Genomic DNA, 22,676 nt, shown 5'->3' with positions numbered 1-22,676 from the left:
TACTTGCATAATAGGAATAATATGGGTTATCTTATAATAAGATAAAATGATAACGCTTACTTTCGGGAGGGGTAAATCATGTTAGAGAAAGAAATTGTTATTGGTGTAGAACCGGGTTTACAAGCAAGACCAGCAGCTCAATTTGTTCAGAAAGCAAACAGCTTCACGTCTGAAATTTTCATCGAGAAGGAAAACAGGCAGATTAATGCAAAAAGTATTATGGGTTTAATGAGTTTAGCGTTATCAAAAGGCAGCAGTATTAAAATTATTACTGATGGAAGTGATGAGGAAGAAGCACTTGCGGAATTATCGACATTTGCTGAAGGAATTAATTAAGAAGAAAAAGACCGGGCAAACCCGCCCGGCCTAACTAACGTAAGTATATATACAACTATCTGTAATACGAATTATGTCAACTGGCTTAGAGGTCATTTTAGTGGTAATTATGAAATTATTCATGTTTTTGTATACTGCTCCGTACGTATAAACAAAAAAAGTGGCGAGTAAAAACTACGCCACTTTTTCTAACCTAACTTAATTTAAATCAGATGGTTTGTGTTCCATTACTTTATCGATTAACCCATATTCTTTTGCACGTTCAGCCGTCATGAAATTATCACGATCTGTATCTTTTTCGATTACTTCTAGCGGTTGACCAGTTCGTTCCGCAAGGATTTGGTTTAGTTTTTTACGCATCTCGATAATACGATTTGCATGAATCTGAATATCAGACGCTTGACCTTGTGTACCACCTAGTGGCTGGTGAATCATTACTTCACTGTTTGGCAGTGCATAACGTTTACCAGGCTCACCTGCTGCAAGTAGGAAAGCACCCATAGAGGCCGCCATACCGATACAGATGGTAGAAACATTAGGTTTGATGAATTGCATCGTATCATAGATGGCCATACCTGCTGTAATGGAACCACCTGGTGAGTTAATGTATAAAGAAATATCTTTATCAGGATCTTCTGCCGTTAAGAATAACAATTGTGCTACAATACTGTTAGACACATTGTCATCAATGCCGCTTCCTAGCATAATAATTCTGTCTTTTAATAGGCGAGAATAAATGTCATATGCACGTTCGCCTCGGTTTGTTTGTTCAATAACTGTTGGAATTAAATTCATTGAAAATTCCTCCTTCAATACACATAGTTTCATTTACTAATTTCATCTTAACGGAAAGGTCAAAAAAGGTCAAAAGATTTGATTGTCTAATTTCATCCTACCCTTAACCCTTCTGCTTTAAACGTTTCGCCATAAATATTTATCTTGTGAGGTATGTATTGAAATTATACGAAGAATTGGTTATAATTATTCTTGTCGCGTTTTTAATGGTGCGCACATTATAAATATGCGCCCGTAGCTCAGGGGATAGAGCAATGGTTTCCGGTACCATGTGTCGGGGGTTCGAATCCCTCCGGGCGCGTTATCTGTAAATGGAAAAAGCTTAATTCATTATATTAAGCTTTTTCTATTTTTGTTTTGCTTTCATCATTCTCGGTGCTTTTTTTGAAAAATAGTTTTAACTTTGCATAGAAATCTTCAAGGATAAATCGAGAATCAATCGTTTCATACACTTTGATTGGACGATATTTACCGGAATGAACATAATTCATATTTTGATCAAAAACTGGAGCAGGCTCCCATTTCCATTTACCGCAATCGTCAAATAATAATACACCAACAGCTGGTGAATCACCTAGTATTCGGTATTCTGAAGGTCTTGATACACTTTCATTGTTAAAATCTATAACCTGTTCTACTAGATACTTACCAATTTCTCCATTTGGATATACTTTGTCCATCAGCTCTGCATAGCTAACAGGCATCATGCGATAGACATTTCTAGGTATTTGCCATACTTCAAGGTTAGATTTGAGTACTACATTTGCTGCATGAATATCGTTTGATACATTATATTCGCGACCTCCAGATGGCCAATCTCCTCCACCGATCCAGATCACCTTTATATTCTTTTGTGCAATCTTTGGTTCTATTAGTAACGCAGAGGCCATATCCGTAAGTGGTCCATAGAATGCTATATATAGAGGACGATTATCCTTTTTTAGTGCTTCTTCAATAATTAATCTCGCTCCAGGTGAATCTTTAGCTGTCTCTTCATCTGGCATTGCGTGTGCTGCGCCAGTTTCGATACGAAATTTATTGTTACATCCGATTAAGTTTAGCAGTAACATTGTTTCGTCATAACTGTCTTGTAAGCTTGTATTTGATTTGTGATTACCGAAATGTGCAGGAATGATTCCATGAATTTCAAATGAATAGGATAGAATTGCATGAACAATTGCAAACTGATCATCCACTTCATTCTTGGCGTCCGTATTAATAATGACTCTAGTTTTTTTCTCTTCAGGTATAATAAAGTCCATTTTTATAAAACTCCCATCCTTTTTATTTAGATGTGAACAAACAAATTAGCTTCATTTTATAATAAAAATAATCCACTAACTATCATTTCTATACAGGAAATCAAAATCCTTCAAATAATCAAAAAAAGTTATCACTTGGAAATATTCTATCTGGAATGTATGTGAATCATCATAGAACGTCTTCTCTCATTTGTAACCAATGAGAATGGTTTAAGAGATTAATTAAATAACTGCAATCTTCCATACGAAATCTTTCGGAAATAGTAGTATAAAGCAAACCAGGCATTACCGATTAGTCCTGTCTTAATGATTATATGATCGGCATGCGGGAGTAAGTGATTTGAAATCCTGAGAATAAACGAGCATTTGTAATAAATCGAGTGAAATTGAGGGAGTATGTCTTTGCGGCAAAGAATAGAAAGACAGAACTAACGGATTAGACATAGCAAAAGTATGTATAGAAACGAACGATCAAGCGATAATTAATTTTAAACTAGTTAGGAGTTGAAGGAAACAGTGAAGTAAAAACTTCCTGTCATTCTAACTGTTGAGTGTATGAAGAGAAGTGGGGTGGTCCAACTGAAATGTTCTATAGCCTAATCCGTTTCTTGAAAAGGAGTGGGATATGTCTAACTGACAGCTTCTATTTCCAAGAATGTGCGAGGAGGTACTTCGCAGCAGTTTTGGATGTAGCATAAAATAAATAACCGAACTAACAAGCAGGTTAAATGAAAAATCGTGTTAAGTTCGGCTATTATTGTAGTTAAGATACCTTTTAGTTCCTGACTTAATTATAAATTATAAGGCACCCATTCCACCGTCTACACGATATTGTCCACCAGTAATAAATTCACTTTCATCACTAGCAAGAAACAAAACTAAATTGGAGATGTCGCTAGATTCTCCGTAACGTCCTAATGGAATAGTTTGTGCTAGAGATTCTTCATCTGTATTCATTCCTTTTTCTAAAGAACGCATCATTCTTGTATTGACTGGCGATGGGTGAATAGAATTAACTCGAACATTGGCACTTGCCGCCTCAAGCGCCGCTGTTTTCGTTAGCCCTACGACAGCATGTTTAGAAGCGATATAAGGAGCTACCCCGGGACTTCCGCTTAAACCTGCTACTGAAGATGTGTTAATAACACTTCCATAACCTTGTTTCGTCAAAACAGGCAATACGTATTTTAAACCCAAAAAGATACCACGCACATTTACACTAAGTACTTTATCAAGATCAGCTACATCTTGTTCAACAATTGGTGCTACTTTTCCTTCTATACCTGCGTTATTAAAGAATATGTCTATTGTCCCGAATTTCTCGACCGTTTTATTTACATAGTTTTCAACATCTGCCTCTTTAGAAACATCAGCTTGAACTGTCATTACTTCTCCATGAGCATCTAATGCATCCTTAGCATCATCAAGTGCTTCTTGGAATAAATCTACTAAAATCACCTTCGCTCCTTCTTTTAGGAATCTCTTTGCCGTTACTTTACCGATACCACCAGCTCCACCAGTAATCAAGGCGATTTTTCCAGATAGCTTTTCCATATCTTTCACTCCTCTGTTTAGTTTTGGAACCATTATACAAGGTCACTTGTATCTTAAGGTACAGCTTAATTTTTCCTGTTTTATGGCATCTTATGTATTTATTTTTTTATATATTGTGTAAGATTCAGCGCTGGATTACTTCTTCTTTATGTGCATGATTTATGAAAGGTAAAGTGAAATGTAAGCAAGTAAAGAGGGTGTAACTAAGTTATGGATTTTAAATAAAAACACTAAGATACATTTGGATCTTAGTGTTTGAGGGTCTGCCTGTAAGTTTACAAATTATTTAAAGAACTTTTTAATCATCTTGTTTGCAGATTTATTTTTAACTTTTTTACTAACTTCGCGTTTAATTTTATCTTTCTTTGCGGGGTCCATATTCATCCACGCTTTAGCGCCTTTTTTAGCAATTGATTTCAGCTTCATTTGCTATCACCTCGAAAATAGTATATCAATATAATGCTTTGGAATCCAAGACTAACCCTGAGAAATATATTTTATGTTTAACAATCCAAAAATAGTGGTAAATATACTTTGTATTAACAGGAGGTTTACAAATGAATTGTTCATGGAAAAAAAGAAAATTACTTAGTCAGACTTTGCGCCTAACGTCGATAATATTAGCGTTAGCAACGGTGCTGGTCATGTCGTTATGTAATGTATTACCATTGCCGAACACCTTTACTTGGATGTTAGCAATCGCGGTGATTGCAGGGACATTTGCGCTAATTCCTCATTTAAATTCTACCAGACATCTGTTTAAGAAGTATCTAATACAACGTAACTAACCTATAAGTTTTAAGTTATAACTATAATGAGTCATGTAAAAATCGTTCCACGCTTTAGGAACGATTTTTTAATTCAGAAGCAAATGATCGTAGATAAACTATTATGAACTAAGAAAAACCGGGAAAGCCCACCCGGTCCTAACTAACATAAATAATATACAACTACCTATAATATGGATTATGTCAAGTAGCGTTGCATCCATTTTGAAATGTAGTTAGAGGTATGATGCCTTCTACCAACCACTTCGCGTCCTTGTGGAGCACGGCTTCTGCTAGGCTACTACTTGAAATGCTTCTTTGCTGCCTTGTGCCAAGGAAGCGTACTTCGAAGCGATACTAGCAGACACAGGCACAGACAAAGTGGATCTTCAGCTCGCGCTGACGCATGAGGAGTCTACGTGGTTGGCCTGCGCTAGGGTATAGATCTATAACAGAGACATGAGGAAACAGATTGATTGATATCCTCATGTGACAATCTATAATAGCTGCTTTATTTTCAAATACATTATGCTTAGAACTGTTGCTTTTAGCTGTTCCAATCGTTGTAGAACTTCCATTAAGCGTAGGAAATATGCGGAGACTCCCGTGGGATCAGTCGCGTCCGAAAATCCCGCAGGAAAGCGGTCTCTGCTTTCTGAGGAAGTTGAGGCCGACCCCACAGGACGCGGAGCATATTTCCGGAGCTTTGCTAAGCAGGTGAAATCTATCAAAATTAACACAATGTCCAGACAATTCTACTTGACATAATCCATATTATAAGAACCCATCAATCATGTTTAGCAAGTTTACTTCTATGACTTTACTTTTATACTTTCTTACCTGGGGACAAAAGCTCTTAGCCTTCCATTATATTAAACACAATAATCAATAATATAAAAGACACTTTTAGTAATTCGTCATCCGTTACACTTTTGATCAGTAATACATAAACCAATCCTGTGATTAAATTGTCTCCAATCAACAGCATCGTGATGATGTCTAAAAGCGGCAGTGTTTCTGCGAGCACATCTATATGGTTCTCCATTGTATTCACCCTTTTCTGCTACATCGTATTTTAACGGACTCAAGGATGTGCAATCCCTTGGTATAAAGGCATTTTATGGTAATTTAAAACATTCAAAATATTTATTGACACTATTTTCAGAACATGCTAAAGTATATCTAACAAACGATAAACATGAGTAAACAACTCGGAATTGAATAGATTCTTATCCAGAGAGGTGGAGGGACATGGCCCTTTGAAGCCTCGGCAACCATTAGGTGATTATCGACTGATACAGGTGCCTATTCCACTAAGCGTTCAAGCTTAGAGAGATAAGAGAGCGAAGCCATTAGTTAAGTCTCTCTATCTTGTATGGGGGACTTTTTAAATCGTTACAACTAAATAGTAAACTCTTATCCAGAGAGGCGGAGGGACTGGCCCGAAGATGCCCAGCAACCATTAAGCAGCTGCTTAAAAGGTGCTAATTCCTGCAGGTAACTATCCTGGCAGATAAGAGGAAGACTACTGCAATGTGAGTAAAAGCCTTCTTCTTACGAAGAAGGCTTTTTAATTATTAGAAAAGCACTAATTTTTTGAAAACTTGGGGAGGAAATAAAACATGACAAATTACAAACATTCAACGTATGATCCAGAAACAATTCATTTACACGGTGGGCAGGCGCCAGATCCGACAACAGGTTCACGTGCTGTGCCAATCTATCAATCTACTTCCTACGTATTCCATGACACGGAGCATGCGGAACGGTTATTTGCACTAGATGAGCCGGGAAATATATATTCGCGAATCGGAAATCCAACTGTAGACGTTTTTGAAAAAAGAATGGCACTCTTGGAAGATGGGGTTGCCTCAGTTGCCACTTCATCAGGGATGTCCGCCATCACGCTGTCGATTTTAAATCTTGCCAGTGCAGGAGATGAGATTGTAGCAGGTGTGAACTTATATGGTGGTACGTATAATCTGTTTAATATAACATTGCCACGGTACGGCATTAACGTAAAATTCGTCGATCCAACAGATCCTGAGAATTTTAAAGCAGCGATTAATGAGAATACGAAAGCTGTCTATGGTGAAATTATTGGGAATCCAGGGTTGCAGGTGTTGGATGTAGAAAGAGTTTCGGAAATTGCCCATGACGCAGGCATCCCATTAATTATCGATAACACGTTCGCAACCCCATTTGGTTGTAAGCCGATTACATTAGGAGCGGATATTGTCGTTCACTCTGCGACGAAATGGATTGGGGGGCACGGTACATCTATCGGTGGTGTGATTGTCGATGGAGGAAGATTTAACTGGAATTCAGAGAAATATCCAGCGTTTACAGAACCAGATCCGAGTTACAATGGCATCCGTTATGCGGTTGACTTTGGTACATTAGCCTTTATTACTAAGGTTCGTGTCCAACTGCTAAGAGATTTTGGTGCTGCTTTAAGTCCATTCAATGCGTTCCAGCTATTACAAGGACTTGAAACACTTCACTTGAGAGTGGAACGTCATAACCGGAATGCCCAGGAGTTAGCGGAATACTTGCACCACCATGAGGCGGTCGAATGGGTGAGATATCCAGGCTTGGAAGACCATCCATCCCATGAACTGGCAACACGTATTTTGAATAATGGCTTTGGTTCGATTATCGTCTTCGGTATTAAAGGTGGCCGTGACGCTGGCCGTGGCCTGATCAACAATGTAGCACTTTGGTCACATGTAGCAAACGTTGGGGATGCAAAATCCTTAATTATTCACCCAGCATCGACTACACATCAGCAATTAACGAAAGAGGAACTAGATAAAACAGGTGTATCGGAAGAATTAGTGCGTTTGTCTGTCGGTATTGAGTCGATACGCGATATCCAAAATGACTTAGATCAAGCCTTAGTAAAAGCAACAGGAATCGGAACAGAAAGAGAAAAACAAATTGTTGTTAATGACGAAGGGGTTATTAAATGGGCATTAAACTCTCCATATGAAAGATATCAGGAAAATGGCGAAGAACAGACTCGTCAAAAAACATTAGCAATCGTCGGATTAAGCGGAAAAGAAGCACGACCTAGCTATCGACTCGCTAGAAAAATGCAAAGGCTTGGCTATAAGATCATACCGGTCAACCCGAGAGAAACAGAGATTCTAGGTGAGCAAGCCTATCCTGATCTTAAGAGTGTTCCAGTAGATATTGATATTGTGCAAGTGTTCCGCAGTCCTGATGCAGCAATCGAAATCGCCAAAGAAGCAATTGAAGTGAATCCAAAAGTATTCTGGCTGCAAGAAGGCGTGGTATCACCGAAAGCAGAACAAGTAGCATTGGAAGGTGGTCTGCAAGTCGTCCATAACCGCTGCACGTATAAAGAAGCACAACGATTAAGAGGTACCATTTCCACATACGCATGTGAAATTTAAAAAGAAAATAAGGGGGCAGTATCATGAGTAAAGCACCATTAATAGATTTGAGAAGTTTTCTTGCCATTGCAGTTTTTGGAATTATTGTTCTCTTCGCTGTTGGATGTTCATCCAGCAGTGAAGCTGAAACAAAGCCATCTGAAATTAGATTGGATTATGCCTATTATTCACCAACCAGCTTGGTGTTAAAGAAATTTGGCTGGGCGGAAGAAGCATTTGCTGAGGAAGATATCGATGTATCCTGGACGCTAAGTCAAGGGAGTAACAAAGCAATTGAATTTTTAAATAGTGATAGCGTTGACTTTGGTTCCACAGCAGGAGCAGCAGCGCTTATAGCAGAATCAAATGGTGTACCGTTGGAAAATGTCTATGTGTACTCTCAGCCGGAATGGACGGCATTAGTGACAAATGAAGGATCGGGAATTGAAAAGATTGAAGATTTGAAAGGCAAGAAAGTAGCAGCAACGCTTGGGACTGATCCATATATATTCTTAGTAAGAGCTTTAGATTCAGTTGGCATGTCCATTAATGATATTGAATTAGTCAACTTGCAGCATGCGGATGGTGGAAATGCATTAGTTAACGGTGATGTGGATGCTTGGGCAGGCCTTGATCCCCACATGGCAAAACACGAATTAGAATCTGGCGCGCAATTATTCTTTAGAGATATCAATTTAAATACTTATGGATTCTTAAATGTTCGAGAAGAATTTGCCGAAGCTCATCCGGAGTATGTGGAACAAGTAATTGAGTTGTATGAAAAAGCTCGTCAATGGATTTTGGATAATCCAGAGGAAGCGGCTGAATTACTTGCTGAAGAAGCAGATATTAGTGTGGATGTGGCAAAAGTGCAGTTAGTGGAGCGAACGGATTTTTCTAACCCGATCCCAGGACAGCAGCATATTGATGCGATCACAGCTGCAGGTGAAGTGCTGAAACAGGCGGGTGCTATTAATAAAGACGCTGATGTTGAAGCGTTAACAAATGAATTGATTAATCCGGAATATGCCGAAACTGTCATTGAGCAGTAGGGCAGGTGGGATATAGGAGGGGGCAAAAATCATGGCGAAAGACCAACACCAATTAGCAACGGCTGGATATGTACATCCAAAGGGAAGAAGTAAAAGTGAAGCAATTAAAAAATCAAATGATTCTCTACTCAGAACGATTCTGTTAGGGAGCATTATCCCGGCCATTTTAATAGTAGTTTGGGAGCTGTTGAGCCGTGCTGGTATTGTCCCTTCTAACCAGTTGCCAGCACCGACAGCTATTGTAGACAAAATTATCAGTCTGGCAGAAGATGGATCATTATGGGGACATATTTGGATCACTACTTATCGTGTGTTTGCCGGTTTTATCGTTGGTACCATTGCAGCTGTCATTCTAGGGTCTGTAGTTGGTTTTTATAAAACAGCAGAACAGCTGTTAGATCCGATGATTCAGGCGTTTCGTTCGATTCCATCTTTAGCATGGGTACCACTATTTATCTTGTGGCTAAGTATAGGGGAAACCTCTAAAATTACGATGATAGCCGTTGGGGTATTTTTCCCTGTCTATTTGAATATTGTCAGTGGAATTTCTGGTGTGGATCGTAAATTGATCGAGGTCGGTAAAATGTATGGATTAAACACATTTCAACTGGTTAAACGAGTCATACTTCCTGCTTCGTTACCATCTTTCTTAGTTGGATTGCGCAGCGGACTTGGGCTTGGCTGGATGTTTGTAGTTGCAGCAGAATTAATGGGAGCAAGTCAAGGACTCGGTTTCCTTTTAGTGTTCGGCCAAAATATGTCACAGCCGGAAACGATTCTAGCAAGCATCATTCTTTTTGCCATTATCGGAAAGTTATCCGATTGGGCTCTGAAACAAATAGAAATACGTTCCTTGCATTGGCAGGATCGTCTGGAAAAATAAAAGGAGGCCGACACGATGAGTTTAGCTTTACATGATGTTAGTCGTACCTTCAATGGCACGACCGCCGTACAAAATGTCAATCTCGAAGTACAGCCAGGAGAAATCGTCGGATTGCTGGGAACAAGTGGATGTGGGAAAAGTACCTTATTGAGAGCCATTTCTGGACTTGATACAGATTATGAAGGCGATATTGAAATTAACGGTACCGTGACGAAAGAAATTCATGATACGACGGGATTTATTTTTCAAGAACCGCGTCTCTTACCATGGTTGAATGTACTGGATAATGTAACGTTTGGTCTTACCGGCAAACCTTATGAAAAAGAAGCGAGAGCGTTAGAGTATTTAACAAGTGTCGGATTGGATGGAAAGGAAAAACTGTATCCTCGGGAACTTTCTGGTGGGATGGCGCAACGTGTCGCGATTGCACGTGCTCTTGTGACCTCACCACAAGTCCTGTTATTAGACGAACCGTTCAGTGCATTAGACGCTTTTACAAAAATGCAGTTGCAGGACTTATTGCTAGATGTCTGGGAGAAGTATCAATCTACTATTATGCTTGTCACACATGATATCGACGAAGCTACTTATTTATGTGATCGGGTCGTGATCTTGAGAGGGCAGCCAGGAGAGGTAGAGAGAGAAATTTCAATAAAACAGACACGCCCGAGAAATCGTGGGAGTGAAGAGATGGCACATATTAAATCTGAAATTCTGCAATGTTTAGATCTGAATAAAAAGTAACCATCTGTCAGGGGGATTATCGCATGGTTCAAACAACGACAGCACATATCGATAAAGTAAACGGGACTTATAACCTATCAGATTATCAAGAAATACGCCGTAACTTCGATTGGCAGGATGCAAGAGATCTGTTGTCATCGGCAAAAACAGGAAAAATTAACGCAGCATATGAGGCAATTGACCGTCATGTCGATGAAGGTTTTGGTGATAAGATAGCGATTCATTATTTGGATGATACAGTAAAGAAGTCATTCACCTTTCAGGAAGTAAAGGATCAAACTGATCATTATGCAAGAATTTTGTTAGAACATGGTGTGACGAAAGGAGATCGTGTCTTTGTTTTTCTTCCTAAGACACCAGCATGTTATTTTGCTATTTTAGCAACAATCAAAATTGGTGCAATAGCTGGTCCGCTTTTCGAAGCCTTTATGGAAGAGGCGGTACGAGATCGTATTAATGATTGTGAAGGGACACTGCTAATTACTGATCAGGAATTAGTCAAACGTGTACCAAGAGAAGACATTCCATCATTAGAAAAGGTTTTGTTTGTAGAAGATATTGAAATAGAGCCATTGGAGCAAGTTCAAGGTGATCAGTATGTAGAATGGGTGGATTGGGAAGACGGTTTAATCATTCATTATACGAGTGGATCAACGGGGAAACCGAAAGGAGTACTGCACGCACATCGTTCTGTACAGCACCAAATTGTAACTGGTAAGTGGGTATTGGATATTAAAGATGATGACGTTTATTGGTGTACGTCTCACCCGGGTTGGGTAACAGGCAGTGTGTACGGTCTTTTTGCCCCATTGTTAAATCGTGCGACGGTTGTGATTCAAGGGGGACGATTTAGTGCAGAAAATTGGTACACTTTGATCGAAGAGTTAGGGGTAACGATCTGGTACAGTGCTCCAACTGCATTTCGTATGCTTCTGTCCAAAGGAGACCTCTATAAACAATATGATCTATCTTCGATAAGACATGTGTTAAGTGTAGGAGAACCGTTAAATCCTGAAGTGATTCAGTGGGCATGGAATAGCCTGCGTGTAAGAATCCATGATACTTGGTGGATGACAGAAACGGGAGGGCATTTAATTGTAAACCTTCCATCGGAAAAAATAAAACCAGGATCAATGGGGCGTCCTTTTCCAGGAGTGGAAGTTGGAATATTGGATGAAGAAGGTAATGAACTGCCGAAAGGTGAAGTAGGTCAATTGGCAGTACGTACGCCTTGGCCAGGTCTGATGAAGGAAATTTGGGGCAATCAGGATAAATTCCAGTCGTATTTTCAGTATGAGGGCTGGTATATATCAGGCGATTTAGCCATTCAGGATGAGGAAGGCTATGTATTCTTCCAAGGTCGTAACGATGATATGATCAACTCAGCAGGAGAACGGATTGGTCCGTTTGAAGTAGAAAGTAAATTAATTGAGCATCCTGCTGTAGAAGAAGCAGGTGTCATCGGGAAACCGGATGAATTGCGCGGAGAGTTAGTGAAAGCATTTATTTCTCTAAGAGCGGGATTCGAGTCATCTGATGAATTACTGGAAGAAATCCGCTTGTTTGTACGTCGCAATTTGTCTGCTCATGCTGCACCAAGAGAAATCGAGGTAATGGAAGAATTACCGAAAACGAAAATTAGTGGAAAAATTTTAAGAAGAAAATTAAAGGCGCTCGAAATAGAAAGAGCTACTAAAGTGACAAAGTAAATCATATAGATACTCTTATGAAGAGAGGTGGAGGGACTGGCCCGATGAAACCCAGCAACCTTAAGTTGTCAACTTAAAAGGTGCTAAATCCTGCAAACACATTGTTTGAATAATAAGAGGGAGATAATACATCTGCCCCTCCTCTAATGTAAGAGGGGCTTTTTGTTTCCCTGAATCAACTAGGAGGAATAAAAAATGACAAAAGCAACGATCAAAAAAAGTAAAGTTACAGCATTGGAAAAATTGGTGGAGCAACAGCTTTCCCAATCTTCCAAACTATTTTTAGAAGAAATTACGTCACAGAAGGCTAATTCTACTTCATTCATTCTAAATCGACATACAGAGGCAAATATCAATATATCGCCATTTCTTTTAGGATCTGTAGGTGCTCAAACCTACTTTCATGAGGACGGAGAACTGGCAACAGCTCTAGCAGCGAAGAATCAAGGTGTTCCTTTTATTGTCAGCAGTCACTCTTCCTACAGTATAGAAGATATCGCGGATGCAGTGCCGGGATGTGAATTATGGTTTCAAGCACATTTGTTTCATGATCGTGACTTGACAAAACACTTTATTCAACGTGCTGAGTTAGCCGGCTATCAAGCTATTGTTGTTTCATTATCTAATGATGTGATCCATCAGACTGCTGATACAGAGGCGAGAGGTACTACCAATTTTGTAGTGGATCCTATTTTTGCGAAAAAAAATCATCGTAATAAACAATCGATAGCAGAACAGGTAGCGAATGAGTATCAAAATCGCCATGTTACCTGGAATGACTTAGCATATATTAAGCAATTTACTAATCTGCCAGTATTTATTTATGGTGATTTGTCCATTGATGATGTAAGGATTGCGTTACAGCAGCAAGTAGAAGGTATTATCTTAACTAATATCAGTTATGACAATATCGATTTATTAGAACGTGTGAAAACGGTGGTAGGTGATAATCTTAGTATTATTATCGAAACAGAAGTGACCACAAAGGAAGCGTTAGACCAATATTTGCATGTTGGTGCAGATGCAGTTTCAGTGCAAAGAAGTTACATTCACGGCTTGTCAATATCGGGTGTTTCAGGAGTAGAAGGTGTAATTGCTCAATTATTCACATAATTGTTATAAAAATTCATATCATCAGTGCTTCGTATGGGGTATAGTATAAATAGAACTATATCCCATTTTGTCTCGCTTGTTTTTCTATTTACATATTGGGTATGTAGTTCATGAAGGTTCTTTGAGAAAGGATGGTTGTGATGACGTATCAAACTACAAAATTAAGAAAAGTAGTTATTATCGGAACAGGCTTTGTCGGTACCAGCTATGCCTATGCATTGTTAAACCAAGGTGTAGTCAATGAACTAGTCTTGATTGACCTTAATGAAAAGAAGGCAGAAGGGGAAGCACGTGATTTAAATCATGGTATGCCTTTTGGAAACCCTATGCGTATAAAAGCTGGGAGTTATCAGGATTGCCATAACGCCGATCTAGTGGTGATTACAGCTGGAGCAAATCAAAAACCTGGGGAAACGAGATTGGATCTAGTTGAAAAGAATGCTCGAATATTTAAAGGCATCGTTACTAGCGTTATGGATACTAACTTTAAAGGAATATTTGTGATCGCCACAAATCCTGTTGATATTTTAACTCAGATTACCAGAGAAATATCAGGGTTACCGAAGGAACGTGTCATCGGATCTGGAACGATTTTGGATACAGCGAGATTTCGATATTTATTAGGAGAGCATTTTCAAGTGGATGCTCGTAATATACATGCGTATATTATGGGTGAACATGGCGATTCCGAACTACCAATATGGAGTCATGTTCAGATCGGCGGAGTTCCATTATCACAGTATGCCGGTATTGATGATTTATATAATCACCATGAAATGGCTGAGTTATTCGAAAATGTCCGTGACGCTGCCTATCATATTATTGAGCGAAAAGGAGCAACCTACTACGGAATCGGTTTAGGGTTAGTCCGTTTGACTCGTGCAATATTAAATAATGAGAATGCTGTATTAACCGTTTCTGCATACGTAGATGGTCAATACGGATTAGAAGATATATATTTAGGCGTACCAGCTATATTGAACGAAAATGGCATTCGGGAAGTGATGGAATTACAGCTGAATGACAAAGAAACCGAACAATTACATCATTCATCAAAAGTCTTACGAGAAATGCTCGATGTCGGATTGAACGCCATTAAGCGATAACCTAAGCAACGGATGGAGTTGAAAGATTAAAGAAACAATAGCTGAACTGCTGATAACACAGATTATGTAAACTCGCTTGAAATATTTATTGTGCTGGGATACCGCTCCGGTCAACGGCTTCGCGTCCTGCGGGGGGGAGCGCGGCTGACGCTCCCACAGGACGCGGAGCATATTTCCGAAGCTTTACTAATCCATTTTAATTTCAAAATAATAATTGAAATATATTTCGGTATACATATTCTGTGTTATGTTTTTTAGTTAATAAACAGTTGGATTTTGACTGATCAGAAAGGAGCACGGAGATGAAATTAACACTATATGGGAAAGAAAATTGTTCCTTGTGCACGGACGCTTACCATATATTAGAAATACTGCGACAGGATTTTATATTTGAATTAGAAGAAGTGAATATTTATAATGAAGATGAGTTGTTAGAAGCTTACCATCTGATGATTCCAGTGCTCAAAGATCAGGAAACGATCATTGACATAGGCATAATCGACATAGAAACTGTCGAAAACTATCTATTATCGAAAAATAATTCAGAAAATAGTTGAGCACAGGTGAAGCTTTTGATACAATTATCTACGGAAGTTAATTTTTTTGTTCTGAGTGGGACGGAATGCGACTAGGAGGGACAAAATCCCCCCGGTAGAGTATAAAGGAGCGTTTCCGATTGAAGGATTTGTTAGCAATACAAGAAAAATTGTTTCCAGACTTACTAGATGTCATGCAAAAGAGATATAAAATACTGCAAAAAATCGAAAGGCTGCAGCCGATCGGACGCCGAAGTCTGGCAGAGAATGTGAAGCTGACAGAACGATTAGTCCGTAGTGAAATTGAATTTCTCAACAACCATGGTTTTATCATGGTTACGTCAAAAGGCATGAAATTGACAGAAGAAGGGAACATTATCGTTGAAAAATTATCCGAATTTATGAATGAAATTTCCGAATTCCGTGTTTTAGAATCTCAAATTAAGGATAAATTACAACTGGAGCATGTCATCATTGTAGCTGGAAATAGTGACAACCAACCTTCGGTGAAACAGGAATTAGGAAAAGCGTGTGTACAGTTCTTAAGCACGATAATAACTTCCGAGCAAACAATTGCTGTTACTGGAGGCACATCGATGGCAGAGGTTGCTAATCAGATGAAGCCGATCGAACATGCAGCAAGTTGTACCTTTGTGCCAGCAAGAGGAGGACTTGGTGAGCAAGTGGAAAACCAAGCTAATTCAATTTGCGCACAAATGGCGAAAAAAGGCAAAGGCAATTATCGGATGCTCTATGTACCGGATCCTTTGAGTGAAGAAACGTATCATTCGATCATTGAGGAACCAGCTATTAAAGACATTCTGGAATTAATTCATGATGCTAAAATCGTTTTGCACAGTATTGGTGATGCCTTTACGATGGCAAAGCGCCGAAAAGCATCGGAACAAGTTCTGAATGAGTTGAGAAGAGGTAATGCTGTAAGTGAAGCTTTTGGTTATTACCTTAATGAACAAGGTGAAGTTGTGTACAAGGTACGTACTGTTGGTATGCAACTGGAAGAATTAGAGAAAGCTCAATATGTCGTGGCCGTTGCTGGAGGAACTTCCAAAGTAAAGGCAATTCAATCGTACTTCAAACAAGGAAAAAGTAACGTATTGATCACCGACGAAGCAGCAGCACAAGAGTTGTTAAAGGGATAAGAACCCTTTTACATATAAAATTAATAATCATTCTTTAAGGAGGAATTTTAGCATGGCAGTAAAAATTGGTATTAATGGTTTTGGCCGTATCGGTCGTAACGTTTTCCGTCAGGCTTTAAAAAATGATGAGGTAGAAGTAGTAGCGGTTAATGATTTAACTGATGCAAATATGCTTGCACACCTACTAAAATATGATTCTGTTCACGGTAAACTTGATCAAGAAGTTTCTGTAAATGGTGATTCTTTAGTAGTAGGTGGAAAAGAAATCAAAGTACTTTCTGAGCGTGATCCAGCAAACTTAGGTTGGGGAGACTTAGGAGTAGAAATCGTTGTTGAATCAACTGGTATCTTCACACAACGTGATGCAGCAGCGAAACACTTAACTGCTGGTGCAAAAAAAGTTATCATCTCAGCACCTGCTAAAGAAGAAGATATTACAGTAGTAATGGGTGTAAACGAAGATAAATACGATCCAGCAAGCCACGATGTAATCTCAAATGCTTCTTGTACAACAAACTGTTTAGCACCTTATGCTAAAGTATTGAATGACAAGTTCGGCTTGAAACGTGGTATGATGACAACTATTCACTCATACACAAATGATCAGCAAATTCTAGATTTACCACATAAAGATTACCGTCGTGCTCGTGCGGCTTCTGAAAATATCATTCCTACAACTACTGGTGCTGCAAAAGCAGTTTCACTAGTATTACCTGAATTAGAAGGTAAATTAAATGGTATGGCAATGCGTGTACCTACTCCAGACGGATCTCTTGTTGATTTAGTTGCAGAATTAGATCAAGAAGTAACAGCTGAAGATGTAAATGGTGCATTAAAAGAAGCAGCAGAAGGTCACTTAAAAGGTATCCTTGGATATTCTGATGAGCCTTTAGTATCTGTTGACTACATCGGCAACACTAATTCTTCTACTATTGATGGTCTTTCTACAATGGTAATGGAAGGCAACATGGTAAAAGTAGTATCTTGGTACGATAACGAAATGGGATACTCTAGCCGTGTAGTAGACTTAGCAGCATACGTTAAAGCACAAGGACTATAAGATTATTTGAACAGGGAGGGGGATCAATCCTCCTCCCGTTTTTGAATTGGTCCGATAGAAGGTAAAAAGCAATCTCGCTAAGGAGGCACAAACGCATGAACAAGCAAACAATCAAAGACATTGATGTAAAAGGAAAAAAAGTATTTTGCCGTGTTGATTTCAACGTACCGATGAAGGACGGAGAAGTTACAGATGATACACGTATTAAAGCAGCACTACCAACGATTCAGTACCTATCTGAGCAAGGTGCAAAAGTAATCCTTGCCAGTCACTTAGGACGTCCAGGTGGAGAAGTGGTAGAAGAATTACGTATGGATGCTGTTGCCAAACGTCTAAGTGATCTTATTAACAAAACAGTTATTAAGACTGATGAGGTATTTGGTGCAGAAGTACAAGAAGCGGTAGGTCAATTAGAAGATGGTGACCTTTTACTAATCGAAAACGTACGATTCGAAGCAGGTGAAACGAAAAATGATCCTGCCTTAGCTAAAGAATTCGGTAGTCTTGCTGATTACTATGTGAATGATGCGTTTGGTGCAGCACACCGCGCTCACGCTTCTACAGCTGGTATTGCAGAACATATTCCATCTGCAGCAGGCTTCTTGCTTGAAAAAGAATTGGATGTTTTAGGCAAAGCGTTATCTGACCCGGAAAGACCTTTTACAGCTATTATTGGCGGTGCCAAAGTAAAAGACAAAATCGGGGTAATTGATAACTTACTAAACAAAGTGGACAACTTGATCATCGGTGGCGGACTTGCTTATACTTTCGTTAAAGCATTAGGTCACGAGGTCGGTAAATCCTTATTAGAAGAAGACAAGATTGAATTAGCGAAAGAATACATGCAAAAGGCGAAAGACAAAGGTGTTAATTTCGTTATGCCTGTTGATGTAGTAGTAGCGGATGATTTCTCTAATAATGCAAACACACAAATCGTAAATATTGACCAGATTCCAGCTGACTTAGAAGCGTTGGATATTGGACCGAAAACACGTGAAAAATATGCTGACATCGTAAAAGATTCTAAATTAGTTATTTGGAACGGACCGATGGGCGTATTTGAATTGGATACATTTGCCAATGGTACAAAAGCTGTTGCGGATGCATTAAGTAAAACAGAAGGTTATACTGTAATTGGTGGCGGTGATTCTGCTGCTGCAGTTGAGAAATTTCATTACGCAGAACAAATGGACCACATCTCAACTGGTGGTGGAGCTTCCTTGGAATTCATGGAAGGAAAAGAACTACCAGGTGTTAGTGTACTAACCGACAAGTAATGATAGGAGAGGTGAATCACATGCGTAAAAAAGTAATAGCGGGTAACTGGAAAATGAACAAGTTATTTGGTGAAGCAGTTGAATTTGTAGAAGAAACAAAAAACAAGGTAGTAAGTCAAGACAAAGTGGAATCAGTTGTCTGTGCTCCTTTCCCTTATTTGCCTACATTGGTAGAAAAGGCTAATGGAACTGAATTAGCAGTTGCAGCACAGAATATGCATTTCGAAGAGAGTGGTGCCTTTACTGGTGAAGTAAGCCCTAGTATGCTTGCTGATATCGGCGTTACATACGTCGTTCTTGGTCACTCTGAGCGTCGTGAAATGTTTGCTGAAACAGACGAAACAGTGAACAAAAAAGCACACGCAGCATTTGCACACAATCTAATTCCAATTATCTGTGTTGGTGAAACATTGGATCAACGTGAAGCAAATGAAACAATGACAATTGTAGAAGACCAGGTGAAGGCAGCTCTTGCTGGATTATCAGAAGAGCAAGTAAAAGCTTCGATCATTGCCTATGAACCAATCTGGGCTATCGGAACTGGTAAGACAGCTACTTCTGAACAAGCGAATGAAGTTTGTACACATATTCGTAAAGTAGTAGCAGATGCTGTATCTGCCACAGCTGGAGATGCGGTACGTATTCAATATGGTGGAAGTGTCAAACCAGCAAATGTTGATGAATTGCTTTCACAGTCTGATATTGATGGCGCGCTAGTAGGTGGTGCAAGTCTCGAAGCTGATTCCTTTTTACAATTAGTGGAGGCTGGTGCAAAATGAGCCAAAACAAACTAGCAGCCCTCATCATTCTCGATGGTTATGCTATTAGAGATGAGGAAAAAGGAAATGCGGTAAAAAAGGCAAACACACCTAACTTCGATCGCTACTGGAACCAATATGCGCACAATCAGTTAACTGCTTGTGGCGAAGCGGTTGGATTACCTAAGGGTCAAATGGGTAACTCAGAAGTGGGTCATTTGAACATTGGTGCAGGAAGAATCGTTTACCAAAGCTTAACACGCGTTAACTTATCTATTAAAGATGGCGATTTCTTTGAAAATCAAGTGTTATTAGATGCTGTAGACCATGCGAAAAAGCATGACAAAGCATTACACGTCTTTGGCTTGTTATCTGATGGCGGTGTACATAGTCATATCAAGCACCTGTATGCTGTCCTAAAGCTTGCAGCAGATAAAGGAGTGCAGAAAGTATATGTGCACGCGTTTTTAGATGGACGAGATGTTGATCAGAAATCTGCCAAAAAATATATAAAAGATGCACAAGAAAAAATGGATGAATATGGTGTAGGTGAATTTGCTACATTATCTGGTCGTTATTATTCCATGGATCGCGACAAACGTTGGGATCGTGTCAAAAAGTCCTATGATGCCATGGTATACGGAGAAGGACCGAAATATATGGATCCACTGGAAGTTGTAGAGGATTCTTACAAGAATGAAATCTATGACGAGTTCGTGATCCCATCTGTAATCACTGATGAGAACGGCAAACCTAAAGCAACTATTCAAGATGACGACTCGGTTATTTTCTATAATTTCCGTCCTGATCGCGCGATCCAAATTTCACGTACCTTCGCAAATGAAGATTTCCGTGATTTTGACCGTGGCGATAAGGCACCGAAAAACATTCATTTCGTTTGCTTGACGAACTTCAGCGAAACGGTGGATGGTTACGTCGCTTATAAACCAGTAAACTTAGACAATACGGTTGGTGAAGTATTATCACAGAATAACCTGAATCAGCTCCGTATTGCTGAGACTGAGAAATATCCTCACGTTACTTTCTTTATGAGTGGTGGACGTGAAAAAGAATTTCCTGGTGAAAAACGAATCTTAATTGATTCACCAAAAGTAGCAACATATGATCTGAAACCGGAAATGAGTGCGTATGAAGTAACAGATGCATTGCTTGAGGAATTGGATAAAGACGAGCAAAATGCGATCATCTTGAATTTTGCCAACCCGGATATGGTAGGCCATTCAGGTATGCTGGAGCCTACTGTGAAGGCAATTGAAACAGTAGATGAATGTCTTGGAAAAATTGTAGACAAGATCGTTGAAAAAGGCGGTCAGGCGATTATTACAGCTGACCATGGAAACTCAGATGAGGTCATTACACCTGAAGGGGACCCAATGACGGCTCATACGACCAATCCGGTACCTGTCATCGTAACAAAAGATGACATAGAATTACGTGATGGCGGGATCCTTGCTGATTTAGCGCCAACACTTCTTGATTTATTACAGGTTGATAAACCGAAAGAAATGACTGGAGACAGTTTAATTAAAAAATAAAAGGGAAACTTTCTAGATAAGGCTACGGGTATGCCGCTAAAGAAATGCAAGTAATAAAGCTTCTGCAGGAGCGAGTTGCATTTCTGTTGCTAGCATAGTGTGCAGGAAGTTGTGCCATTATCTGTCCGTTAACCTTTTAATAAAAAAAACATTCAAAAGGAGAATTTTAATTATGCCTTATATTACAGATGTTTACGCACGTGAAGTATTAGATTCCCGTGGTAACCCAACCGTTGAAGTAGAAATTTATACAGAATCAGGAGCATTCGGCTCTGCACTAGTACCAAGTGGTGCATCTACTGGTGAACATGAAGCAGTAGAATTACGTGATGGTGACAAAGACCGTTACTTAGGAAAAGGTGTCTTAAAAGCAGTAGAAAACGTGAACGAAGTAATCGCGCCTGAATTAATGGGTATCGATGTTACTCGTCAAGTAGTAATCGATCAACTCTTACTAGAACTTGATGGTACAGAAAACAAAGGTAAATTAGGTGCCAATGCTATCCTTGGTGTATCAATGGCAGCAGCACATGCAGCAGCTGATTACCTAGGTGTTCCGTTATACACTTACTTAGGTGGATTCAATGCAACAACTCTTCCAACTCCAATGATGAACATCTTAAACGGTGGGGAGCATGCGGATAACAACGTAGATATCCAAGAATTTATGATCATGCCTGTAGGTGCTCCAACGTTCCGTGAAGCACTACGCATGGGGGCTGAAGTATTCCACAGCTTGAAAAAAGTACTTAGCAGCAAAGGCTATAACACTGGTGTTGGTGATGAAGGTGGCTTCGCACCAAACTTAAAATCTAACGAAGAAGCACTTTCTACGATCATTGAGGCGATCGAAGCAGCAGGTTACAAGCCAGGTGAAGAAGTGAAATTAGCAATGGACGTTGCCTCTTCTGAATTCTACGAAGATGGTAAATACAACCTTAAAGGTGAAGGTGTCGTTCGTTCTTCTGAAGAAATGGTTGGTTGGTATGAAGAAATGGTTAACAAATACCCGATCGTATCTATCGAAGATGGTTTAGATGAGAATGACTGGGAAGGTCATAAAATCTTAACAGAGCGCATCGGTGACCGCGTACAATTAGTAGGTGACGACTTATTCGTTACAAACACGAAACGTCTAGCACAAGGTATCGAGCAAGGTGTAGGTAACTCTATCCTTGTTAAAGTGAATCAAATCGGTACACTTACTGAAACATTCGAAGCAATCGAAATGGCAAAACGCGCTGGATATACAGCAGTTATCTCTCACCGTTCTGGTGAAACAGAAGACGCAACAATCGCTGATATCGCAGTAGCAACAAATGCTGGTCAAATCAAAACAGGTGCACCATCTCGTACAGATCGTGTTGCAAAATACAACCAGTTACTACGAATTGAAGATGAGCTTGTTGGAACAGCAAAGTACGCTGGAAAAACAGCATTCTATAACTTAAACAAATAAGTTATATTAATAAAAAGCATCCCTTAGTTGGGGTGCTTTTTTATCAGGAGGAAAGAAAGTATAAAAGCAGGCTCTATTATATATGTTGGGGTTTGAAAAAATTAAGCATAATAAAACACGCAAGCTCCTATATCCTTTACACTTGAATGGA

Annotated in this window: 21 protein-coding genes, 1 tRNA gene and 3 riboswitches; of the genes, 17 read left to right on the top strand and 5 right to left on the bottom strand. The window is 39.4% G+C overall.

Going from position 1 to position 22,676, the window contains the following annotated elements:
• Positions 1-78 precede the first annotated feature (78 nt).
• Positions 79-336 carry an HPr family phosphocarrier protein gene (locus MUN88_RS19805; protein WP_244718499.1) on the top strand — a complete coding sequence of 86 codons (258 nt, stop codon included), beginning with the start codon at positions 79-81 and terminating at the stop codon, positions 334-336.
• A gap of 198 nt (positions 337-534) precedes the next feature.
• Here MUN88_RS19805 and clpP read toward each other — a convergent pair whose 3' ends face one another.
• Positions 535-1,131 carry an ATP-dependent Clp endopeptidase proteolytic subunit ClpP gene (gene clpP / locus MUN88_RS19800; protein ID WP_244718497.1) on the bottom strand — a complete coding sequence of 199 codons (597 nt, stop codon included), beginning with the start codon at positions 1,129-1,131 and terminating at the stop codon, positions 535-537.
• A 228-nt stretch (positions 1,132-1,359) separates the two neighbouring features.
• On the opposite strand from clpP, the gene MUN88_RS19795 reads away from it, so the two are divergent.
• Positions 1,360-1,432 (top strand) — tRNA-Arg (locus MUN88_RS19795).
• Positions 1,433-1,466: 34 nt separating this feature from the next.
• Here the strand turns inward: MUN88_RS19795 and MUN88_RS19790 are convergent.
• From MUN88_RS19790 to MUN88_RS19780, 3 genes are all read right to left on the bottom strand, one after another.
• Positions 1,467-2,393 carry a nucleoside hydrolase gene (locus tag MUN88_RS19790; protein ID WP_244718496.1) on the bottom strand — a complete coding sequence of 309 codons (927 nt, stop codon included), beginning with the start codon at positions 2,391-2,393 and terminating at the stop codon, positions 1,467-1,469.
• A 798-nt stretch (positions 2,394-3,191) separates the two neighbouring features.
• Entirely contained in the window at positions 3,192-3,947 is a 756-nt protein-coding gene (locus MUN88_RS19785) for an SDR family NAD(P)-dependent oxidoreductase (protein ID WP_244718494.1), read from the bottom strand.
• 282 nt (positions 3,948-4,229) lie between these two features.
• Entirely contained in the window at positions 4,230-4,373 is a 144-nt protein-coding gene (locus tag MUN88_RS19780) for a hypothetical protein (protein ID WP_244718492.1), read from the bottom strand.
• 131 nt (positions 4,374-4,504) lie between these two features.
• On the opposite strand from MUN88_RS19780, the gene MUN88_RS19775 reads away from it, so the two are divergent.
• Positions 4,505-4,735, top strand: a complete 231-nt coding sequence (locus MUN88_RS19775; protein ID WP_244718491.1) for a hypothetical protein — start codon at positions 4,505-4,507, stop codon at positions 4,733-4,735.
• 835 nt (positions 4,736-5,570) lie between these two features.
• Here MUN88_RS19775 and MUN88_RS19770 read toward each other — a convergent pair.
• Positions 5,571-5,759 carry a hypothetical protein gene (locus MUN88_RS19770; protein WP_244718490.1) on the bottom strand — a complete coding sequence of 63 codons (189 nt, stop codon included), beginning with the start codon at positions 5,757-5,759 and terminating at the stop codon, positions 5,571-5,573.
• Positions 5,760-5,940: 181 nt separating this feature from the next.
• Positions 5,941-6,056, top strand: a riboswitch (SAM riboswitch).
• 71 nt (positions 6,057-6,127) lie between these two features.
• Positions 6,128-6,234, top strand: a riboswitch (SAM riboswitch).
• A gap of 102 nt (positions 6,235-6,336) precedes the next feature.
• On the opposite strand from MUN88_RS19770, the gene MUN88_RS19765 reads away from it, so the two are divergent.
• The 14 genes from MUN88_RS19765 (at position 6,337) to eno (ending at position 22,525) form a co-directional block, all read left to right on the top strand.
• Positions 6,337-8,133: a PLP-dependent aspartate aminotransferase family protein gene (locus tag MUN88_RS19765; RefSeq protein ID WP_244718489.1), complete on the top strand. Its 1,797-nt coding sequence runs from the start codon at positions 6,337-6,339 to the stop codon at positions 8,131-8,133.
• 23 nt (positions 8,134-8,156) lie between these two features.
• Positions 8,157-9,164, top strand: coding sequence for an aliphatic sulfonate ABC transporter substrate-binding protein (locus MUN88_RS19760; protein WP_244718488.1), 1,008 nt, complete (start codon positions 8,157-8,159; stop codon positions 9,162-9,164).
• A gap of 31 nt (positions 9,165-9,195) precedes the next feature.
• Positions 9,196-10,047, top strand: a complete 852-nt coding sequence (locus MUN88_RS19755; RefSeq protein WP_244718487.1) for an ABC transporter permease — start codon at positions 9,196-9,198, stop codon at positions 10,045-10,047.
• Positions 10,048-10,062: 15 nt separating this feature from the next.
• Complete coding sequence (locus MUN88_RS19750) at positions 10,063-10,791, top strand: ABC transporter ATP-binding protein (protein WP_244718486.1); 729 nt, start codon at positions 10,063-10,065, stop codon at positions 10,789-10,791.
• Between the two features lie 23 nt (positions 10,792-10,814).
• Positions 10,815-12,500 carry an acetate--CoA ligase gene (acsA, locus tag MUN88_RS19745; RefSeq protein ID WP_244718485.1) on the top strand — a complete coding sequence of 562 codons (1,686 nt, stop codon included), beginning with the start codon at positions 10,815-10,817 and terminating at the stop codon, positions 12,498-12,500.
• A 12-nt stretch (positions 12,501-12,512) separates the two neighbouring features.
• Positions 12,513-12,619, top strand: a riboswitch (SAM riboswitch).
• 76 nt (positions 12,620-12,695) lie between these two features.
• A complete protein-coding gene (locus MUN88_RS19740; RefSeq protein ID WP_244718484.1) occupies positions 12,696-13,613 on the top strand; it encodes an alpha-hydroxy-acid oxidizing protein in 918 nt (305 codons plus the stop codon).
• 140 nt (positions 13,614-13,753) lie between these two features.
• Positions 13,754-14,719 (top strand): L-lactate dehydrogenase, encoded by a 966-nt coding sequence (locus MUN88_RS19735; RefSeq protein ID WP_244718483.1) that lies wholly within the window; start codon positions 13,754-13,756, stop codon positions 14,717-14,719.
• A gap of 302 nt (positions 14,720-15,021) precedes the next feature.
• Positions 15,022-15,276 (top strand): glutaredoxin family protein, encoded by a 255-nt coding sequence (locus MUN88_RS19730; RefSeq protein ID WP_244718482.1) that lies wholly within the window; start codon positions 15,022-15,024, stop codon positions 15,274-15,276.
• Between the two features lie 119 nt (positions 15,277-15,395).
• On the top strand, positions 15,396-16,415 hold the full coding sequence (locus MUN88_RS19725; protein ID WP_305852482.1) for a sugar-binding transcriptional regulator: 1,020 nt from the start codon (positions 15,396-15,398) through the stop codon (positions 16,413-16,415).
• A 52-nt stretch (positions 16,416-16,467) separates the two neighbouring features.
• Complete coding sequence (gene gap, locus MUN88_RS19720; protein ID WP_244718481.1) at positions 16,468-17,475, top strand: type I glyceraldehyde-3-phosphate dehydrogenase; 1,008 nt, start codon at positions 16,468-16,470, stop codon at positions 17,473-17,475.
• A 95-nt stretch (positions 17,476-17,570) separates the two neighbouring features.
• On the top strand, positions 17,571-18,752 hold the full coding sequence (locus MUN88_RS19715; RefSeq protein WP_244718480.1) for a phosphoglycerate kinase: 1,182 nt from the start codon (positions 17,571-17,573) through the stop codon (positions 18,750-18,752).
• A gap of 20 nt (positions 18,753-18,772) precedes the next feature.
• Complete coding sequence (gene tpiA, locus MUN88_RS19710) at positions 18,773-19,531, top strand: triose-phosphate isomerase (RefSeq protein WP_244718478.1); 759 nt, start codon at positions 18,773-18,775, stop codon at positions 19,529-19,531.
• Positions 19,528-21,066 (top strand): 2,3-bisphosphoglycerate-independent phosphoglycerate mutase, encoded by a 1,539-nt coding sequence (gpmI, locus tag MUN88_RS19705; protein ID WP_244718476.1) that lies wholly within the window; start codon positions 19,528-19,530, stop codon positions 21,064-21,066. Before tpiA ends, gpmI begins: the two co-directional genes overlap by 4 nt.
• A gap of 172 nt (positions 21,067-21,238) precedes the next feature.
• Positions 21,239-22,525, top strand: coding sequence for a phosphopyruvate hydratase (eno, locus tag MUN88_RS19700; RefSeq protein ID WP_244718473.1), 1,287 nt, complete (start codon positions 21,239-21,241; stop codon positions 22,523-22,525).
• Positions 22,526-22,676: the final 151 nt, after the last annotated feature.

Source organism: Gracilibacillus caseinilyticus, assembly GCF_022919115.1.
Classification (GTDB): domain Bacteria; phylum Bacillota; class Bacilli; order Bacillales; family Amphibacillaceae; genus Gracilibacillus; species Gracilibacillus caseinilyticus.
Note: the sequence above shows the minus strand (reverse complement) of the source record. Positions and strands in the feature narration are given on the sequence as shown.

What these genes read in the sequence shown, in the direction of transcription:
- MUN88_RS19805 (WP_244718499.1), top strand. Translation starts at nt 79, where the DNA reads ATGTTAGAGAAAGAAATTGTTATTGGTGTAGAACCGGGTTTACAAGCA.
- clpP (WP_244718497.1), bottom strand. Translation starts at nt 1,131, where the DNA reads ATGAATTTAATTCCAACAGTTATTGAACAAACAAACCGAGGCGAACGT.
- MUN88_RS19790 (WP_244718496.1), bottom strand. Translation starts at nt 2,393, where the DNA reads ATGGACTTTATTATACCTGAAGAGAAAAAAACTAGAGTCATTATTAAT.
- MUN88_RS19785 (WP_244718494.1), bottom strand. Translation starts at nt 3,947, where the DNA reads ATGGAAAAGCTATCTGGAAAAATCGCCTTGATTACTGGTGGAGCTGGT.
- MUN88_RS19780 (WP_244718492.1), bottom strand. Translation starts at nt 4,373, where the DNA reads ATGAAGCTGAAATCAATTGCTAAAAAAGGCGCTAAAGCGTGGATGAAT.
- MUN88_RS19775 (WP_244718491.1), top strand. Translation starts at nt 4,505, where the DNA reads ATGAATTGTTCATGGAAAAAAAGAAAATTACTTAGTCAGACTTTGCGC.
- MUN88_RS19770 (WP_244718490.1), bottom strand. Translation starts at nt 5,759, where the DNA reads ATGGAGAACCATATAGATGTGCTCGCAGAAACACTGCCGCTTTTAGAC.
- MUN88_RS19765 (WP_244718489.1), top strand. Translation starts at nt 6,337, where the DNA reads ATGACAAATTACAAACATTCAACGTATGATCCAGAAACAATTCATTTA.
- MUN88_RS19760 (WP_244718488.1), top strand. Translation starts at nt 8,157, where the DNA reads ATGAGTAAAGCACCATTAATAGATTTGAGAAGTTTTCTTGCCATTGCA.
- MUN88_RS19755 (WP_244718487.1), top strand. Translation starts at nt 9,196, where the DNA reads ATGGCGAAAGACCAACACCAATTAGCAACGGCTGGATATGTACATCCA.
- MUN88_RS19750 (WP_244718486.1), top strand. Translation starts at nt 10,063, where the DNA reads ATGAGTTTAGCTTTACATGATGTTAGTCGTACCTTCAATGGCACGACC.
- acsA (WP_244718485.1), top strand. Translation starts at nt 10,815, where the DNA reads ATGGTTCAAACAACGACAGCACATATCGATAAAGTAAACGGGACTTAT.
- MUN88_RS19740 (WP_244718484.1), top strand. Translation starts at nt 12,696, where the DNA reads ATGACAAAAGCAACGATCAAAAAAAGTAAAGTTACAGCATTGGAAAAA.
- MUN88_RS19735 (WP_244718483.1), top strand. Translation starts at nt 13,754, where the DNA reads ATGACGTATCAAACTACAAAATTAAGAAAAGTAGTTATTATCGGAACA.
- MUN88_RS19730 (WP_244718482.1), top strand. Translation starts at nt 15,022, where the DNA reads ATGAAATTAACACTATATGGGAAAGAAAATTGTTCCTTGTGCACGGAC.
- gap (WP_244718481.1), top strand. Translation starts at nt 16,468, where the DNA reads ATGGCAGTAAAAATTGGTATTAATGGTTTTGGCCGTATCGGTCGTAAC.
- MUN88_RS19715 (WP_244718480.1), top strand. Translation starts at nt 17,571, where the DNA reads ATGAACAAGCAAACAATCAAAGACATTGATGTAAAAGGAAAAAAAGTA.
- tpiA (WP_244718478.1), top strand. Translation starts at nt 18,773, where the DNA reads ATGCGTAAAAAAGTAATAGCGGGTAACTGGAAAATGAACAAGTTATTT.
- gpmI (WP_244718476.1), top strand. Translation starts at nt 19,528, where the DNA reads ATGAGCCAAAACAAACTAGCAGCCCTCATCATTCTCGATGGTTATGCT.
- eno (WP_244718473.1), top strand. Translation starts at nt 21,239, where the DNA reads ATGCCTTATATTACAGATGTTTACGCACGTGAAGTATTAGATTCCCGT.